This window comes from Flavobacterium sp. UMI-01, from assembly GCF_019656315.1.
In the GTDB taxonomy this organism is placed as follows: Bacteria; Bacteroidota; Bacteroidia; order Flavobacteriales; family Flavobacteriaceae; genus Flavobacterium.
This window is the reverse complement of record NZ_BPLU01000038.1, coordinates 406,865-427,011: the sequence shown is the minus strand read 5'-3', so window position 1 is coordinate 427,011 and position 20,147 is coordinate 406,865. Positions and strand designations below refer to the sequence as shown.

General features: G+C 36.2%; 12 protein-coding genes. 11 read left to right on the top strand and 1 reads right to left on the bottom strand.

What is annotated here, in order from left to right; genetic code table 11:
- Positions 1 to 32 precede the first annotated feature (32 nt).
- Entirely contained in the window at positions 33 to 1,046 is a 1,014-nt protein-coding gene (locus tag K5R64_RS12245) for a LacI family DNA-binding transcriptional regulator (protein ID WP_220763797.1), read from the bottom strand.
- Between the two features lie 284 nt (positions 1,047 to 1,330).
- Here K5R64_RS12245 and K5R64_RS12240 point away from each other — a divergent pair, with 284 nt between their 5' ends.
- The 11 genes from K5R64_RS12240 (at position 1,331) to K5R64_RS12190 (ending at position 20,142) form a co-directional block, all read left to right on the top strand.
- Entirely contained in the window at positions 1,331 to 2,977 is a 1,647-nt protein-coding gene (locus K5R64_RS12240) for a sodium:solute symporter family protein (protein WP_220763796.1), read from the top strand.
- Positions 2,978 to 3,003: 26 nt separating this feature from the next.
- Positions 3,004 to 5,283 carry an FAD-dependent oxidoreductase gene (locus tag K5R64_RS12235; RefSeq protein WP_220763795.1) on the top strand — a complete coding sequence of 760 codons (2,280 nt, stop codon included), beginning with the start codon at positions 3,004 to 3,006 and terminating at the stop codon, positions 5,281 to 5,283.
- A 10-nt stretch (positions 5,284 to 5,293) separates the two neighbouring features.
- Positions 5,294 to 8,314, top strand: coding sequence for a glycoside hydrolase family 2 TIM barrel-domain containing protein (locus tag K5R64_RS12230; RefSeq protein ID WP_220763793.1), 3,021 nt, complete (start codon positions 5,294 to 5,296; stop codon positions 8,312 to 8,314).
- A gap of 24 nt (positions 8,315 to 8,338) precedes the next feature.
- Complete coding sequence (locus tag K5R64_RS12225; protein WP_220763791.1) at positions 8,339 to 9,667, top strand: family 16 glycosylhydrolase; 1,329 nt, start codon at positions 8,339 to 8,341, stop codon at positions 9,665 to 9,667.
- 7 nt (positions 9,668 to 9,674) lie between these two features.
- Complete coding sequence (locus K5R64_RS12220) at positions 9,675 to 10,544, top strand: hypothetical protein (protein ID WP_220763789.1); 870 nt, start codon at positions 9,675 to 9,677, stop codon at positions 10,542 to 10,544.
- A 2-nt stretch (positions 10,545 to 10,546) separates the two neighbouring features.
- Positions 10,547 to 11,797 (top strand): family 16 glycosylhydrolase, encoded by a 1,251-nt coding sequence (locus tag K5R64_RS12215; RefSeq protein ID WP_220763788.1) that lies wholly within the window; start codon positions 10,547 to 10,549, stop codon positions 11,795 to 11,797.
- Positions 11,798 to 11,800: 3 nt separating this feature from the next.
- On the top strand, positions 11,801 to 13,498 hold the full coding sequence (locus tag K5R64_RS12210) for a glycoside hydrolase family 2 protein (protein ID WP_220763786.1): 1,698 nt from the start codon (positions 11,801 to 11,803) through the stop codon (positions 13,496 to 13,498).
- A 65-nt stretch (positions 13,499 to 13,563) separates the two neighbouring features.
- Positions 13,564 to 14,844, top strand: a complete 1,281-nt coding sequence (locus K5R64_RS12205; protein ID WP_220763785.1) for a family 43 glycosylhydrolase — start codon at positions 13,564 to 13,566, stop codon at positions 14,842 to 14,844.
- A 214-nt stretch (positions 14,845 to 15,058) separates the two neighbouring features.
- Positions 15,059 to 16,303: a family 43 glycosylhydrolase gene (locus K5R64_RS12200; RefSeq protein ID WP_220763784.1), complete on the top strand. Its 1,245-nt coding sequence runs from the start codon at positions 15,059 to 15,061 to the stop codon at positions 16,301 to 16,303.
- Positions 16,293 to 18,590: a hypothetical protein gene (locus K5R64_RS17225; RefSeq protein ID WP_255580370.1), complete on the top strand. Its 2,298-nt coding sequence runs from the start codon at positions 16,293 to 16,295 to the stop codon at positions 18,588 to 18,590. Before K5R64_RS12200 ends, K5R64_RS17225 begins: the two co-directional genes overlap by 11 nt.
- On the top strand, positions 18,583 to 20,142 hold the full coding sequence (locus K5R64_RS12190; RefSeq protein WP_220763783.1) for a sulfatase: 1,560 nt from the start codon (positions 18,583 to 18,585) through the stop codon (positions 20,140 to 20,142). Before K5R64_RS17225 ends, K5R64_RS12190 begins: the two co-directional genes overlap by 8 nt.
- Positions 20,143 to 20,147: the final 5 nt, after the last annotated feature.

Sequence of the window (20,147 nt, the reverse complement as noted above, 5' to 3'; positions counted from 1 at the left end):
AGCAGTTATTTTTGTAAAAGAAATAACTGCTTTTATTTTCTAACCGATGAAGATCTAATATTTAATTCCCCATTTAAGGTGATGGTTTTGGGTTTAAATTCTTCGGCGTTTTCAATTTGTTCCAAAAGAATTTTAGCGGCTTCAATCCCAATTTGTTTAGCAGGTTGTGCTACCGATGTTAATTGTGGTTCGATAATCGTAGCCATTTGGGATTCTGTAAAACCTACAAAGGCAATATCCTTTGGAATAGCATAACCATTTTTTTTGAAAATTTGCATCGCACCTATAGCTACTGGATCGTTCGCAGCAAAAATAGCATCAGGAATGTTTCCAGAGTCAATGATTTTTTGTGCGGCTTGTTGGCCATCTGCTAACGTAAATCCTGTTGGAATAATTTGATTTTTATCAAAATGTATTTTGTGCTTTTGATGCGCATCTATAAAACCTCTCATGCGTTCGTTGGTTAATGAAATACTTTCGTTTCCTTTTAAATGTACAATTCGGGTATAACCTTGTTGGATTAGATGTTCTGTAGCAAAAAGAGCCCATTTATAATCATTGAATACAATTTTAGAACAATTAAGTTGGTTATTCACTCGGTTAAATAAAACGATTGGAAAACCAGAATCGATTAAATTCTGATAATACTCCATGTTTTTGGTCTCACTAGAAATGGATACAATTAAACCATCGACCATGCTGTCTTCAAGCGTTTTACAATTTTTTAATTCGGTTTCATAGCATTCACTGGATTGGGTTATGAGCAACTGATAGCCTTTTTCAAATAAAATTTCTTGCACACCTATAATTACTTCTGGGAAAAAAGCATTGATAAACTCAGGAACAATGATGCCGATAGTAAAAGAACGTTGTTGCATTAACTTTTTAGCAATAGGATTAGGACGGTATCCTAATGCTTTGGCCGTTTTTAATACTAATGCTTTGGTTTCAGGATTAATATCGGCTTTGTCGTTGAAAGCTCTTGAAACCGTAGAAACTGAAGTGTTCAATTGTTTAGCAATGTCTTTGATGGTAATGTATTTCATGCGAATTAAACTAGTTGAAAAGATTATTTTACAAATGAAAATGATAAATAGGTTATAAAAATACAATAATTTTCGGTAACGTTCTCGAAAGATTTAATAAGCTTCGGTAACGTTCTCGGTAGGGTTTGTAAAAAATATAATTTAATCCCATTTATTCAATTCTTACTTTTAATAAAAATTAAAAAAAGGTTATGAAATCGCTTTTAAAGAAAGCTTTGCGTATGCAAATAAAATTGGTTAAAAAGCGATTCTATCAATGACCACTAAAAAACAAATTTACTTATATGAAAAACATTGATATTTGGGTGATTCTGATTTTTTCTGCACTCATTTTTGTTTGCGGTTTGGCGTTTTCTAAAACCGGAAAAAACATGAAATCCTATTTTGCTGCTGGAGGCGCCTTGCCTTGGTGGATGAGTGGTTTATCCTTATTCATGAGTTTTTTCTCGGCAGGAACCTTTGTGGTTTGGGGTTCTATAGCTTATAAAAGTGGTTGGGTCGCAGTGAGTATTCAATGGACTATGGCTATTGCAGGTATCCTAATTGGTTTTTTTATTGCTCCCAAATGGCGTAAAACAAATTCACTAACCGTAGCCGAATACATAACCAATCGTTATGGTTTTAAAATTCAAAAAACATATACCTATTTATTTCTACTGATTTCTTTATTTACCACAGGAGCATTTTTATACCCTGTGGCCAAGATTGTCGAGGTTTCTACAGGGATTCCTATTATATCTAGTATCATAGGTTTGGGTATTCTTATTTTGATTTATACCGCAGTTGGAGGACTTTGGGCAGTTATCGTTACCGATGTGTTGCAGTTTGTGGTTTTAACAGCTGTTGTTATACTCATAGTTCCATTGGCTTTTGATAAAATTGGAGGTGTTGACCAATTTATAAAACTTTCACCTGATACTTTTTTCAATTTGGTAAACGAAGAATATTCCATTGCTTTTATAATTGCTTTTGGACTTTATAATTTATTCTTTTTGGCGGGTAACTGGGCTTATGTACAACGTTACACCTCTGTGGCTACACCCAAAGATGCTCAAAAAGTGGGCTGGTTGTTTGGAGCTTTGTATGTGATAAGTCCGTTATTTTGGATGTTACCACCTATGATTTACCGCATTCTAAACCCAAATCTTGTTGGAGTAGAGTCAGAAGGTGCTTATTTATTAATGTGTAAAGAAGTATTGCCAGCAGGAATGCTTGGTTTAATGCTTGTTGGGATGATATTTGCCACTTCTAGTTCGGTAAATACTACATTAAATATTGCTGCAGGAGTTTTCACTAATGATCTTTTCAAACATTTCAAACCACAAGCAAGTGACGCTCAATTGATGCGAGTTGGAAAAATGGCCACCGTTGTTTTAGGCTTGATTACCATTGGGGTAGCTTTGGTTGTACCACTTTTAGGAGGTGTTGTCAATTTTGTTTTGAGTTTGGCAGCGGTAACTGGAGGAGCCATGTTTTTACCACCATTATGGACTATTTTTTCTAAAAAACAAACAGGAACTAGCATGTTATCGGTTACCTTAATCACCTTATTAATTACTGGTTTTTTCAAATTTTTAGCCCCACAATTACTAGATATAACCCTAAGTCGTAGTGCCGAAATGATTCTAGGTGTTGCTGTTCCGATGGTTTTAATGTTGGTGTCAGAATTGTATTTAATCCAAACCAATACATCCCAAAATACTTATGAAGCTTATGCACAAAAAACAGCTATTGGTGAAAATGTATATGAAGACGATTCGGACGGAAGTAATAAAAAAGGGGGAAGAGTCATTGGAATTGGAGTTGCCTTAACAGGAGCTTTAATACTTTCATTAGAATTTATTTCTACTAGTTTAATTCCTATCGTGGTAGGAGTGGGCGCAGCCGTTTGCTTATTAGGCATCTTCATAGTTTATAAAAATAAAGAATAAATACATACGATTTAATTAAGAAAAAAATGCAAGTAGAAAGCTTTAGTTCAAAAGTAAGATCCAATAAAATTACTACAATTCAATCTGATTTAGTCGTTGTTGGCGGAGGATTAGCAGGAGTTTGTGCAGCAATCGCAGCCGCTCGCGAAGGGGTAACTGTAACCCTAGTTCAGGATAGACCTGTTTTAGGTGGTAACGCTTCGAGTGAAGTTCGTTTGTGGACATTGGGCGCAACCTCACATATGGGAAACAACAACCGTTGGGCACGTGAGGGCGGAATCATCGATGAGATTTTAGTCGAAAATTTATATCGAAATAAAGAAGGAAATGCACTTATATTTGATACGGTTTTGTTAGAAAAAGTTTCGAATGAGAAAAATATAACGCTGTTATTAAACACCGCAGTTTATGAGGTAGAAAAAGCGGATACCAAAAACATTAGTCAAGTTACTGCCTTTTGTAGCCAAAATTCAACTACCTATATCCTTAAATCCAATTTATTTTGTGACGCTTCGGGAGATGGAATTGTAGGTTTTCAGGCAGGAGCTGCGTTTAGAATGGGTGCTGAAACGGTGGAAGAATTTGGAGAGAAATTTGCTCCTGACCAATCCTATGGTGAATTACTAGGGCATACCATTTATTTTTACAGTAAAGATACGGGAGCACCAGTAAAATATGTCGCTCCAGAATTTGCCTTAAAAGACATTACCGAAATTCCACGATATAAAAGCTTGAGTGATAAAGATTCGGGTTGTCGTCTATGGTGGTTAGAATACGGCGGACGAAAAGATACCATTCACGAATCCGAAGACATCAAATGGGAACTATGGAAAGTAGTTTATGGGGTTTGGGATTACATCAAAAACTCGGGCGAATTTCCAGATGCAGCCAATCTCACGTTGGAGTGGGTAGGAACAATTCCTGGTAAGCGTGAAAGCCGCCGTTTTGAGGGGCATTATATGATTAAACAACAAGATCTAATCGAACAAAATACGTTTGAGGATGCTGTGTCTTTTGGAGGCTGGGCAGTCGATTTACATCCTTCGGATGGGGTTTATGACAGCCGTCCGGGGTGTACCCAATACCATTCTAAAGGGGTGTATCAAATTCCGTTACGCACCATGATAAGTCAAAATATTGACAATTTATTCCTTGCCGGACGAATCATCAGTGCCACTCACGTAGCTTTTGGTTCGACTCGTGTCATGGCAACTTGTGCTCATGCCGCACAGGCTGTAGGGTACGGAGCCGCACAATGTGTGAAAAATAATTTGAAACCAGCCCAATTGTTAATTTCTGATAATTTAAAAGAATTACAACAAACCTTGAGCATCAACGGACAAAGTATTCCAGGAATAGCCATTGATAAAACTCAAAATTTATCGAACCAAGCAACTATCCAAGCTTCCTCTACTTTAAAATTAAACCAAATAGATTTTGATGGAGAATATACTTCTCTAGATGTAGCAGTTGCCCAATTATTGCCTTTCAAAGCCCATCAAAACTATGGCTTTAAAGTAAAAGTAAAAGCCCAAGAAACAACTACGCTAACAGTACAATTGCGTACTTCGGCCAAAGCCAAAAATTACACGCCCGATGTTATTCTAGAAATGATAGAAATAAAAATAAACCCAGGCGAACAAGAAGTGGCTTTTGAATTTAAAACAGCCACGACTGAAAATCAGTATGCTTTTGTTACTTTTTTGGCAAATGACAAACTGAGTATTCAAAGCAGTACAAAACGATATACAGGTGTTCTATCGGTCTTTAACGGACAAAATAAAGCGGTAAATAATAACGGAAAACAAACACCTCCTGACAACATCGGAATTGATGCTTTTGAATTTTGGATTCCGTTTCGCAGACCCAAAGGACAGAATATTGCCATGCAAATCGAACCAGCCATAGCGTGTTTTGGAACAGAAAATCTAACCAATGGTTTTGTACGTCCTTATGGCAGTGCTAATGCTTGGTTGGCTGATATTATTGATATCAAACCATCACTAAAAGTGGAATGGGAAACCGAAGTAGAGCTTTCTGAAATAAAACTATTCTTAGACCCTGATTACGATCACCCCATGGAATCGACCTTAATGGGACATCCCGAAGAAGTGGTTCCGTTTTGTGTGCAGGATTACACCATCAAAGACATGAGCGGAAAAGTTTTATTCGAAAAAAAGAACAATTGTCAAGCAATTAATACTTGGACTTTCGATTCAAAAATAAAAACTAAAGGATTTACCATCGAATTAGAACAAAGCCATCCAAATGTTCCTGTAGCTGTTTTTGAAATTTTTTGCCAATAAAATTGTTAAAATGAAATATATAGCCCTCTTAATTTTTTGTCTCTCCTGTTTCTTTTGTAATGCTCAAAAGCAAACGGATTATGTTATTTCTTTAAACGGAGATTGGAAATTTCATGTAATTGATGGTCAAGGCTCTAATCCTTTGAATGTAGTTGAGGAAAGTTCAGATATTATCATCGATAATAGGAATACCAATCAAGTTGAAATAAAAGGAAATTGGAAGCTGAAAACCGAGGGAGCAAGAGGGTCTGCAGTATATCAAAAGGATTTTATTGAACGTAATTTTTCGGGTAAGGAAACAGAAGCTAATTATGTTCGGTTTTTTCCAAAGTTTAAAAAATCAGGTTATTACGAAGCTTTTGTAATGATGCCTTTTGGCACACATTTAACGGCTCAAGTTAACGTAAAACAAGGAAATCTAAAGGAAACAGCTTACTTAAATCAGCGTGTCAGATGTGGGCAATGGATCAGTTTAGGGATTTTTAATTTTGATAGCACGCAAGAAAACTATGTAGAATTGACGGCTATTACCGAAGGTTCAGTAACGGCAGATGCAGTGCTTTTTAAATGTATTTCTGAGACAGCTTATTTGAAAGCCAAAAATGAACCCAAACAAGTTTTTTTAACGAATTATAATGATTCCAATTGGTTCAACTTAAAAGTGCCAGGACATTGGGGAATGCTTAATTCCTATTCTAATTATGTAGGCAAAGCATGGTACCGCAAAACATTTGATTTGCCTAAAGATTGGAAAAAGAACGCTAACGACAAAATCCGACTACAGTTTGCAGCTGTGTATCATCTTTCAAATGTATATGTCAACGGGCAGTTTGTAGGCAAAAACCAAGGAGGATTTACTCCTTTTGAATTTGATATTACTGATAAATTGTATTTTGATAAACCCAATCTCATTGCGGTTGAGGTAGATAATAACTTTTTGGTGGGTGCGACTTGGAACTGGGGCGGCATCATTCGGGAGGTACAATTGGTCAAAAATCAATCGGTTCGCATTCAAAATCAATACATGAATGCTAGTCCAGATTTAAAAACAGGCACAGCCGATTTGAATTTGAAAGTTTTTGTAGAAAACAACAGTTCCATATCAAAATCGGTTGCTATTCAGTCTGTTATTAGTTATAAAAAAAAATTGATTACCCTAACTGCAAAAGCAACTATTGCTCCAAATGTAACCCAAGAAGTTGTCTTAAACGGGAAACTAAATGCAAAACAAGTTCAACTATGGCATTTTGATAATCCTGTTTTGTACCATTTAAACACCAACTTGTCTATTGATAAAATGGTTGTGGATACCAAAACAAATCCATTTGGAATCCGAAAAATAGAAATCAATGCCTCACAAATGCTGTTGAATGGTGAGCCAGTACGTTTAGGCGGCTTTAATCGTGTCAGTGAACACCGCTATTGGGGAAGTTCTGAACCTATAGAATTATTAGTAAAAGACATTCATTTGATGAAAGAAGCGGGAGCCAATTTCATGCGCATCATGCACGGCACACAAAACGAAAAGTTAATCCAATTGTGTGATGAAAAAGGGATTTTGATTTTTGAAGAAGTAAATGTGCGTGATTTAACCAATCCTGAGTTTGATGCTCCAAAATATACCTTGCCTAGACAATGGATCAAAGGCATGATTGAGCGTGACTGGAACCATCCATCGATTATTGGTTGGAGTGTGGGGAACGAACTCTCAGACCACAATCAATACGCACGTGACATGATGAAACTAGTACGTGAATTAGACCCTAACAGATTGGTTACTTGCGTGAGTAATACGGGACAAAAAGCGAGTTATACACCCGAAAATGATCCAAATTCAGACGTGGACATGATTATGCACAATATGTATGCCTGGCAAGGCAAGCCCTTGGAAATATTGGCTACTTTGAGGAAAAAATGGCCCAACAAACCTATTTTTCTATCCGAATATGGTTTTGACCCTTTTCCAACCGCTTCCTTAGATAACGACAGAGCTGAAGTTACCGACTGGCACAACAATTTTAGAGGAAAAAATGATTTTGTTATTGGAGCTTCGTTATGGACATTTAACGATTATCGCAGTGGGTATGCCGCTACATCGGCTGAGGAAAATAGGGTTTGGGGTGTTGTTAATGTATGGCGACAAAAACGCCGACTTTTTGACCGTTTAAAACATGAAAATAGTCCGTTAAATACTATTGAAGTCACCGATATTGATTTTGATAAAAAATCAGCCCAAGTTAAATTGGTGGTTAAAGGCCCTAAAGACTATCCAAGTTTTAGTTTAAGAAACTATCAATTAGTCTGGCGTTTTAAAGACAATCTAGGAAGAATACTTTTCGAAAATAGAAAATCATTGCCATTAATTACACCTAGTCAAGGGGAATGGAAAGGAACAATTAAATGGAAAGGAAATCTAACTAACGCACAAAATGTTACGATAGAAGTGGTTAATTCATTAGGCTATTCTCGTGCCGATAAAGTATTTGATTTTACTGTTCCAAATAGTCCAGTAATAAAACAAATCATTTCAGGTGACGGGAAGGCTAGAATCCTTTTTGATAGTGTTTCTGGAGCTACAGAATATGGAGCTAGTTATGAAAACGAAAAAGGAGAAGTAGTGGTGCTTCCTACCAAAACCATTGCCAATTATATTGATTTGGAAGGTTTAGAAAACAACAAGTCGTATTTGGTTAGTGTTTTTTCTTTCAACCAAAAAGGCAAAAGTTTCGATTCTAAAAAAGAAAGAGTAACACCCAATGGCAAGTTACTACCTCCTGTAATTTGGGATGCTTTTATTAGAGATAAAAAAATAGTCATAGGTTATTCCTCAGAAAATGAAGATAATTTATATGAGGTACACTATGGAAGAACACCCACAAATCTCGACAAAAATTTCACAACGAATGTACGTGGCATGTTGTCAATTGAAATTGATGATAACTCAATTATGTATTTTAAAATAAGAAGAAAAACAAAGGATAGAGAAAGCAATTGGTCAGAACTGAAACTTGTAAATTCTAAAACCTATTAAAACTAGTCAAAAAACCAAAAAATTATGAAAAAGATTGTGACATATTCAAAAAACAGATTTGCTACCTTACTGGGAGTTGTTCTGATAAGTAGTTGTAGTGCTGGGGATCAAGCAGTTGTTGCACAGCCTAAAGCTGAAGAAAAAATAGTAGCTGACTGCCTTGCAGCCTATCAATACGAATTTGAAAAACCAACGGAATTACACGATAGTTCCAAATGGAAATTAATTTGGGAGGACGATTTTAATTATCCAGATTCTCAGTTAGAAACCAATTGGACTTCTCAAAATAGTTCAAGTAGTCATATACTTTGTAGCCGTTGGAGAGAAAATGCAGTGGTCAAAGACGGGGTTTTAGAATTACAAGCTCGTAAAGAACAACGTGGAAATCTAGATTGGACTTGTGGTAATATTTGGACCAAAAAAACTTTTGGATACGGTTATTATGAAGCTAGATATAAATATGCTGGTGCTAGTGGTACCAATAATTCGTTTTGGTTATTTAATAGCATCAAAGGTACAGGAAATAATAGTAGTGGTGTTACCTGTGAGTTAGATGTTAATGAAGGCCATTTTCCAAACGAGGTGAATACTAATAGACACCACTGGGAAGGAGGAAAAAGTATTGAGAATAACCAACAACCCTATGCTGAGGGATTATCTCCTGCTTATGCGCATTCTTTTAAAACAGCTGTAAAAACTAAAAGGATTCGGTTTTCTTCAAAAAATGCTTCCCATTTTCATATCAGAGAATTTCGTATTTATGAACCCAATTTAAAATGTTATCCTACGAATATCCTTTCTGCTTCAGCAGATGCGAGTATTTCAGGTTTGGTTAATATCGCTAAAGGGAGTGATACGTCGATAACAGCAAGTGGAGTTTATAATAGTGACTCAAAAGCTGCTGCTGTTGCAGATGGAACAACAACTACGAGTTGGGTATCTCAAAAAAGTGGCGAAAAATGGTTAGAATTTAATTGGCCTAGCGAAAAAAGCATTGGACATATTCAATTTATAAATGGATGGCAAAGTGGTACAACTTGGAATGCCTTAATTTCAGATTATAAAATAGAAGCTTATGTTAATGGAAAATGGGTTGAAATTGCAAGTTATGATGTGAAAACAAATTATAACTATTCACAAGACTATCATGTATATGGTATGGATTGGTCTGCAACTGCTATTAAATTTTACTACGATAACAAGCTCATCCGAACCATTCCAAACACGCTTTGTAATGAAGATTTAAATATTTATTTGAGTTTGGCTATTTTAGAACATGCTGGGGAGGTAACCGATGCTATTAATGGAACCAGTATGAAGATTGATTGGGTGAGGTATTATCAAAAAAATTAAAATAGAAATGAAAAAAGTAAAAATATTACTAGCAAGTTTAGTATTCATCGTTTCCTGTAGTTCTCAAAATTCTTTGAATGATGATTTAAAAAAATTGGAGAATTCAAGTAAAATAGCTCCTCCAAAGGAACTCTCAAAAGTATATGAAAATACAATTGATACTAATATATCCGATGATTTTTCAAGCCTAGACAAAACAAAATGGACGTATAGAAAGCCAGATAAATTGACAGGTGATAGTGAAAAATACGTGAGTATTGTTGATAATTCTTATCTATCCATAAAATGTGATGTCAAGGATAAAAAAGGAGGAGGAATTTCAGGATTGAATTATTGCCGTTTTGGTTTTTTTATAACCAAGTTCAGAATCCGAGGAATTCAGGAAAATGGTCCTAAATCCCATACTCATCCTGCAATTTGGGGCAACAGATACAATATGGGTGTTGATGGCCGAAGAGCACCTGTAGAGGGCAATGATTATATGGAGTTAGACTGGGTAGAATATTATGCATGGAGTAAAAAAAATTGTTGGGATATTGATGCTCCACCTGATTTAGATGGTGTTAGACATAAGGAGTTGATTAGTGTGATGCTGGAGCATGATGTGAAAACAAAGTTTGGGGATTGGGAAACAGTTGGTTTAGAATTTAATCCTGACTATATGCAAGCCTGGGAATATGTAAATGGACAATGGCAAAAATTAGGCAGAAAAGTTCCTGCAGGTGACGTACAAACAAGAGATACAATGAAACGTACTTGTTTTCAAAACATGCATTGGATACTTTCTAATGGGTATTTTGGGCACGCTAAAGGGAGCGATCAAGATTCATGGTTAGATGTGGATTATTTTTATTATTTCCCATTAAAAAATAAGTAAAAATGAATATTAAAAATGGGTTTGCATTAATGCTAGTAGGTATGAGTTTCTTTACGAGCTATTCCCAAAAAGAAATTAATAATTTCGATTTAAAAAATTGGAAGTTAGTATGGCAGGATGAATTTGAATATGAAAACAAAGACCTCGATACCGAATGGATTTCTGCGAATCATCCGAGTAAAAACCTGTACTGTAGTCGTTGGCGTGAAAATGCCGATGTGAAAAACGGTCTTTTATATTTGGAAAACAGAAAAGAAAATCGTGGCGGTCAAGAATGGACATCGGGGAGTATTTGGACCAAGAAAAAATTCAAATACGGATATTTTGAATGCAGATATAAATATGCTGCTGCCGAGGCTACTAACAATTCATTTTGGTTGATGACTCAAGGTCCTGAGCCTACTGAAGGAAAAAGATTTGAAATTGATATCAATGAAGGACATTTTCCTAACGAAGTGAACACCAATATTCACCAATGGTCGGATTTTACCATTGATGAAAAAGGAAATAAAAAGCATGCTACCAGCCACAAAGGATTTGCTTTTGGTGCAAAACCAGATTATATGATTCAATTAGAAACACCTATTGAAACGACTAAAATTCGATTTGTTTCTAACAATAAAGCAAAGTTCAATTTAGGTGAATTTAGAATTTATGGCGTGAACAAAGATGGGAATTATCCAACAGTACTATCCCAATCGGCTGATACGGATGTTCCAAATTTAGTAAATTATGCCCGAAGCAAAGAGGTTACCATTACTACTAGTGGTTCTTTTAACGGAAAGGATACTTCTCATTTCTTAACAGATGCTAACCCATTCACCTCTTGGACTACTCAAAATGAAGGGCAAAAATGGGTAGAATTTGAATGGAAGAACAAAATTACCGTGGGAGCTATTCAGTTTGTAAATGGGTGGAAAGATGCTAGAGGAAATTGGAGAAATTTAATTTCTGATTATAAAGTTCAGTATTTACATAAAGGTGAGTGGAAGGACATTTCGGTGTTAGATGTAGCTAAAAATTACAATTTTGCTGATGAATTTCATACCTACGGATTAGAATGGAATGAAAAAGAATTGATTTTTTATTTTGATGGAAAGGAAATCAGGAGAGAAGCAAATACTTTTTGCCATAGCGAAACCCCTATTTGGTTGAGTCTAGCCATCATAAAATGGCATGGTACAGTAACCGATGCTATTCACGGAACATCAATGAAAGTAGATTATGTACGATATTATCAACCTAAGAAATAAACGATGAGAAAACTGTTATTTACAATTTTATTATTCGCTGTTTTAATTTCTAATGCCCAAACGATTTCATTAAATGGAAAATGGAAGTTTAAGGCTTCGAATACTCTTTCTGAATCAGAATTGTTGCAATCGGATTCTTCAACTTGGGACCAAATGCAAGTGCCAGGGAATTGGGATAGCCACGAAAAATATGCAACTTATGTTGGCAAAGGCTATTATCAAAAAAACTTTACTGTTCCTCAAAAATGGCAAGGAAAACAAATTCGCATCCAGTTTGAAGCCGTTTATGAAACCGCTAAGGTTTGGGTGAACGGAAAATTAATGGGAGAACATGTTGGAGGCTATTTGCCTTTTGAATTTAACATTACCCAAGAGGTAAAATTAGGTGAAACCAATTCGATTGTTGTAATGGCTGATAATAGCTACAAACGTGGCGCTTGGTGGGCTTGGGGCGGTATTAGCCGTGAGGTGCGATTAGTCGCTAATAATGATTTGCGTTTGGTTTACCAACATATTGCATCCATACCTGATTTTGAAAAAGGAGAAATCAATTTTTCTATAAAATACAAGGTCGAAAACAATAGTGCTAATACAGCTACGGCTCAAATTTTTCCAAAAATTAAAGGAATTGATATAGCTCCAGTTTCGGTGAAAATAAACGGAAATACAACGAATATTTCTGAAATTGAATTTAAACACAAACTAGCTGATTTTAAATTGTGGCATTTTGATAATCCTAATTTGTATCAATTGACGAGTGAACTGCTAGTAGAGGGTAAAAAAATGGATGTTGCCGAAGATAATTTTGGAATTCGAAAATTTGAAGTTCGTGGCGAACAATTTTATTTGAACAATCAAGCCGTACGGATGAATGGAGTCAATCGCGTACATGACCATCCTAAATACGGGAATACCGAACCTGACTGCTTGATTAAAAAAGACATGAAAGACATTCAGTCTTTAGGCTGTACGTTCTCTAGATTGATGCATGCGCCCTTGTCTAAAAACCTTTTGGATTATTGTGATAAAAACGGTTTTTTATTAGTCGAAGAAATTCCAGTTTGGGGTGATGATGACCCTCAATCGTTTCCAAATAATCCAGTAGCTAAAAAATGGATGGCCGATATGATTGAAAGAGATTTTAATCATCCTTCTGTAGTGGCTTGGAGTGTGGGGAACGAATTGCGTGATGCCGTTGCACCTTGGGAAAACAAGGCGTTGACCAAAGACCAATACGGCTATGTGAATGAAATGTTAGATTATGTGGGTAGTTTAGATGCCACCCGCCTCAAAACCTATGTTACCATTACGTCTTATCGCAAGGGAGAAATTGGCACAGAACCTTATGAAAAAGTCGATTTTATTTCGATGAATAGTTACGGAAACGCTCCTGTATTAGCACAAAAAACACATCAAAAATTCCCAGGCAAACCCATTTTTGTTTCCGAGATAGGGCTAAGCCAAATAGGAGCAGGGTCAGACGCAGAGTTAAGTAAAGATTTGGTAGGATATATAAAAGAGTTGAAAAAATTTCCATGGATTTCGGGTGTATCTCTTTGGAGTTACAATGATTATAGAAGCAATTACAAAGGCACGCCCAAATCAGGTTATAGAGAATGGGGAATTGTAGATGCTTTTCGAAAAAAGAAAAAGAAAGCTTACCAACAATTGAAAACGCTTTATAAAGAATGTGAAGAATAATTTCTACAAAAAAACACATCCTAATACACTAATTGAGCAACCATAAAATAAACACACACGAAACGATGAAATTAGATATTTTAAAAAAGAACCGATTTACCACCACATTTTCTATCGGTTTAGCGGCCTTAATTTTAGCCACTTCTTGTGGAAGTTCGAAACAAAAAGAAATTGGCGGTTATCCATGGGATATTCCACAAACAAAACCTAACCGACCTTTGAGCGCGGCTATGGAGCGTTTGTATGACAATTATTTAACCCCAAGACCAGAGGATAACGAACTCTTTTCGAGTTTTAAATATACACAATTAAAGGGATTTGATTATCATAATGGAGACGGAACAATCTCAAGACGAGACCCTTCGAAAATTATTTTCGAAAATGGGAAATACTATGTTTGGTACACCAAACGAGATACTAAAGTACCCCCTATTGGTGCGCATAGAGCCAGTGAAAGTACAGATGTTATTCCGTCCACCGATTGGGATTTATGTGAAATATGGTACGCTACAAGCAAAGATGGATTGACTTGGGAAGAACAGGGTGTAGCGGTCAAAAGACCACCGATGCCAGAAGTGGGTTGGCGGTCTGTGGCTACTCCGGATATCTTAAAATGGAAAGGGAAATATTATTTGTATTACCAAGGTTTTATGGAAGCTAGTGGGAAAAAAGGAGATCATTGTCCAGTAGCGGCTTCTTATGCGGATTCGCCCGACGGTCCATGGACACCAGCCAATAAAGTTATTGTAGAAAATGGCCCAGCAGGAACTTGGGATCAATTTTCGATTCACGACCCGTATCCGTTAGTCTATAAAGGTAAAATCTATTTGTACTTCAAAGCGGCTTATGGTGACCGACCAGATTATTTGGTAGGCAACGGCTTGGCAATGGCAGATAATCCGCTGGGACCTTTTACCAAACATCCATTGAATCCTTTGTTTAATTCGGGACATGAAACGGCTTTATTTCCTTTTAAAGAAGGAATAGCTGCCTTAATTACCAGCAACGGAAACGAAAACAATACCATTCAGTATGCAAAAGATGGTATTAACTTTAATATAGCTTCAGTTTCGTCACTTTTTCCTGCTGCTGCAGGTGCTTATGTACCAGATGCATTTACCAGCAACGGAAACGGAAGAGGGATTAGTTGGGGATTGAGCCATTTTGTAAATGCAGGAACACCAAATAAAGGGTATAGTATTCTAGCCCGTTTTGATTGTGATTTGAGTTTGGATGTCAATGATCCAGAATTGAAAAAAACGCATTTATTTTTAAAACCAGAAGTGTACTTTTCACAAGGGCTTTCAGGAAAACAGTTGGAAAGAATAAAAAACGACAAAAAATAATCTATACTAAATTACCAATAACAACAAGTTGGTTAAACTAAGACACTATATAACTACCACCAAACTATTTATATGAAATCGCCATTAACTAGAAGTTTGCGTAAGCAAATGAAATTCGCTGAACACATATAAAAAATATTGTCTTAGTGAAGCAAACACCAATGAGTAAAAGGGCGATAACATATGTGACCACTTAAAATAAAAATTTACACATATGAAAACTAAAAAAACTAAAATTATAGCAATGCTTGGACTAGGGCTCGGATTGTCAGCAAATGCGCAAATTTTCCCGCATAAAATGCCAACCGAAAAACCGAAGTACCCCATGAGCGCGGCTACTGAACGTATGTTTGATTATCCAGCACCACGGGTGCAGGATAATGAGCTATATTCGATGTTTAAATACACGGAATTAAAAGGTTTTGATTATAATAATGGCGACGGAACGATTTCTAGAAGAGACCCTTCAAGACCTATTTTAGTGGATGGGAAGTTCTATATTTGGTACACCAAAAGACATACAAAAGTACCACCCATTGGTTCACATCGCGCCATGGAAGCTACAGATGAAATTCCTTCTACCGATTGGGATTTATGTGACCTTTGGTACGCTACAAGTAAAGACGGTTTTAGTTGGGAAGAACAAGGTGTAGCCGTTAAAAGACCTAAAAAAGGTGAGTTAGGCTGGCGTTCTGTTGCCACACCCGAAATATTGGTTTGGAAAGGAAAATATTATTTGTATTACCAAGCCTTTAATGAACCTAGTGGGTTAAAAGGAGACTGGTGTCCCATTTCGGTTTCCTATGCTGATTCCCCTAATGGACCTTGGAAAAACTTAGGTAAACCCGTGATTCCTTTTGGAAAAAAAGGAGAATGGGATCAAGATCAAAGTCAAGACCCACATTTGATAGTGCGTGACGGAAAAATTTATTTGTATTACAAAGCGGCTTTTAATAAATGGCCAGATAACAGAGAACATTATGCGGTAGCACATGGTTTGGCTATTGCCGAAGATCCGTTAGGCCCTTTTATAAAACACCCTTTGAATCCAGTGTTGAATTCGGGACATGAAACTACCTATTTCCCTTTTAAAGAAGGAATTGCAGCATTGGCCATTAAAGATGGAAACGAACGTGAATCCATGCAATATGCAGCTGATGGGGTAAATTTTAAGGTGGCGGCCAATGTTACGCTGACGCCTACCGCTGCGGGTGCTTACACACCAGATGCATTTACCAATACCAAATATGGAAGAGGGGTAACTTGGGGAATGTGTCATTTTACCAATGCAGGAACAGCTCCTAAAAGTTATTCGATTATGGCACGCTTTGACTGTGATTTGAGTTTAGATGTCAATGATCCAGAATTAAAGCATACTCATATGTTTTTAAAGCCTGATGTTTATTTTTTGCAAGGATTATCAAAAAAACAATTAGAAAGAATCAAAAATGAAAAATAATAATCTAAAGTTTTATTTAGTCCTTTTTGCTGTTTTAATTACAGGAATTTGTATGGCTCAATTCGTTCAAAATGATAGTCCTATCACCCTTCCTGAAAAATTTGATAAAGCCAATATTATTCAAGAAAAGGACTATAATGTTTGGGGGACCAATATTTTAAAAGGAAAAGACGGTAAATACCATGCTATTTATTCCCGTTGGCTAAAATCGAGAGGACATTTGGGATGGGTGACACATTCTGAAATTGCACATGCCGTTTCGGATAAGCTCACAGGTCCTTATGTCTTTAAAAACTTGGTACTTCCTCCAAGAGGAAACAAATATTGGGATGGTGATTGTACCCATAATCCTCATGTTTTGGAGTACAAAGGGAAATATTATTTATACCATATGGGAAACCGTGGAAGTGGATATTGGAATACAACTACCGATGGTGTAATGCCTAAATATACTGATGCTGAATGGTGGGTAAACCGTAATAACCAACGAATTGGTTTGGCTGTTACTGATGATTTGAATGGGCAGTGGACACGTTATGATAAACCTTTAATTGATGTCAAAGGCAATCAAATGATGACTTCAACCCCTACAGTTTCTATACGTCCTGATGGTAAATTTTTAATGGCTTATAAATATGTAGAACCCAATAATAACTTTAAAAATGGAAAAGTGGTACATGTTACTGCATTAGGAGATAGTCCCGAAGGTCCTTTTGTTGACACAGAAGTTCCTTTCATTACACACCCAACTGCAAGTTTTGCCCTTGACGATCATCTGGAATGGGTTTTTAATGGAAATTACTATTGTATAGCAAAAGATTCTCGTGGGGTATGGAGTGATTTTCCTGATGGCTCTACAATGCTATTTGAATCGGATGATTTGGGACTGGATTGGAAGCCTTCTAAAAACTTTTTAGTATTGAAAGCAGGTGAAATAAAATGGACGGATGGCACTATTACAAAAACAGAGCGTACGGCTGATATGCCTAAATTTTACATGGAAAATGGTTTGCCCAAAGCATTGATTGTAGCTGTTTTACCCAAAGATACTGAAATATCGTACTCTCTCGTTATTCCTTTAAAAACTCCTAAACCGCAAACTACGGCTTTTCCTTATCAAGTAACACAATATTCAAAAGAGCGAAAACTTAGTGCTGCTTTAGAAAGAAGTTTTAATCAATATCCGTCCTATGTAAATGCTGAAAATGAATTGTATAGTCAATTTAAGTACACAAAACTAACTGGTTTTGATTATCATGATGGCGATGGAACAATTACACGTAGAGACCCCTCTAAAATAATTAAGGAAAACGGAAAATATTATGTTTGGTACACTAAGCGTGATACAAAAGTCCCTCCAATAGGAGCAAACAGAGCCAACGAAAGTACGGATGTTATTCCATCAACAGATTGGGATTTGGCTGAGATATGGTATGCTACAAGTCAAGATGGCTTTCATTGGGAAGAACAAGGGGTTGCTGTTAAACGTCCAGCTTATCCTATTCCAGGATGGCGAGCCGTAGCTACCCCCGATATTTTAAAGTTTAAAGGAAAATATTATATTTATTACCAAGCTTTTATAGAAGCTAGCGGTAAACGAGGTGATTATTGTCCCGTAAGTGTAGCTTTTTCTAGCTCACCCGATGGACCGTGGACTCATGTGGATAAAGTTGTAATTCCAACAGGAGCCAAAGGAGAATGGGATCAATTTGCTATTCAAGCTCCGACACCTTTGGTTCACGATGGTAAAATATACGTGTACTATAAAGCTGCGTTTAATCGTCCACAAACTGTTTGGAGTGGTATAGGTTTAGCGATTGCTGATAATCCATTAGGACCATTTAAAAAGCATGAGTTGAACCCTGTTCAAAATTCAGGTCATGAAATTTGTTTTTTCCCATGGAAAGAAGGTTTAGCCTCAATGACTATCCGAGATGGATCGGAACATTTTACGATTCAATACGCTAAAGATTGGGTTAATTTTGAAGTAATGGCAATCACCGAAATGATGCCAGTTGGTCCCAACGCATATATTCCTGATGCTTTTTTAGATAATAAAAATGGTAGGGGAATCACATGGGGGATTGGTCATTTTATAAACTTTAAAGGTAAGAATAACAAATCACACTCTGAATTATACCGTTTTGATTGTGATTTAAGTTTGGATGTTAATGATCCTGAAATGAAACACCATAACAATTTATGGAATCCTGAAGATTATTTTAGATGGGGATTGAGTAAAAAACAACTGGAACGAATTAAAGAAGTTAAAAATAATAATGATTAACAGTGTATTAAAATACTCCTATTCTATTTTTTTTGGGACCATTTCTCTATTGAGTTTGGCACAAAATAAAACGCCCAAAAATATCATTCTAATACTTTCAGACGATCATGCCTATCAAGCTATTAGTGCATATAATGATAGATTAGCCACTATTGCCCCAACACCTAATATAGACAAATTAGCCAATGAAGGGATTCGTTTTGACCGTAGTTATGTTGGGAATTCTATTTGTGCACCCTCACGTGCCACAATTTTGACAGGTAAACACAGTCATAAGAATGGAGTACTTACACTCAAAGAAAGCTTTGATGGCAGCCAACCTACGATAGCGAGTATCTTGCAAAAAGCTGGCTATCAAACTTCAATTATTGGCAAATGGCATTTAAAAAGTGAGCCAGTTGGCTTTTCGTATTGGGATGTTTTAATCGATCAGGGAGATTATTATAATTCTGATTTTAAAACAGCCAAAGGGACTGAAATTCATAAAGGCTATGTTACTGATGTGATTACTGATAAAGCAATCAATTGGCTTGAAAAAGGAAGGGACAAAAAACAACCTTTTATGATGATTGTTGGGAATAAAGCACCTCATGCCAATTGGATTCCGCCTTTGCAATATTTGAACACTTTTGATAATGTAAGTATTCCTGAACCTAAAAATTTATTTGATACACATGATGGTCACATTAGCGAAGCCAAGCAAATCGATATGACTTTAGACGAAATGCCTATGGGATGGTACTGTCAAATTTGGTCAGAACCCAAAAATGTTCCTAATATCTACGAAGATTATGGCGGGAAATTATGGCAAAGAGCTTATGGAAGACTTTCAAAGGAAGAAAAACAAACTTTTGATAGTGCTTTTAAAGATAAAAATGAGGCTTTCGCCAAAGCAAATTTAAAAGGAAACGACCTAATCCGATGGAAGTACCAACGCATCATGCAAAATTATTTGGGTTGCATAAAATCAGTAGATGATAATGTGGGACGTTTGATGGCGTATTTGAAGGAAAATAAATTAGATGAAAACACCTTAGTGATTTATACTTCTGACCAAGGATTGTTTTTAGGCGAACATGGATTTTATGATAAAAGACTGATGTATGAAGAAGCGTTTAGAACGCCATTGATTGCTTATTGTCCATCAATAATAAAAGGTGGAAAAGTGAGTAATGATTTGGTTCAAAACATCGATTATGCTCCCACTATTTTAGACTATGCAGGAGTTCAAATTCCGAAAGAAATTCAAGGAAAAAGTTTGTTGCCCGTGATGACTCAAAAAAAAGTTAAAAATTGGAGAAAGAGTTTGTATTACCAATATTATGATTTTCCAGGTGGTCACAACATTGCTAAACACGAAGGAGTGCGCACAGAACGTTATAAACTAATTCATTACTATCATTTGAATAAATGGGAATTTTTTGATTTAAAAAAAGACCCTGCTGAAATGAAAAGTCAATACAACAGTCCAGAGTATGCTAAAGATATTGCTTTACTCAAAATAGAATTAGCTACACTGAGAAAACAATATCAAGTTCCATCATTAAAATAAAAATG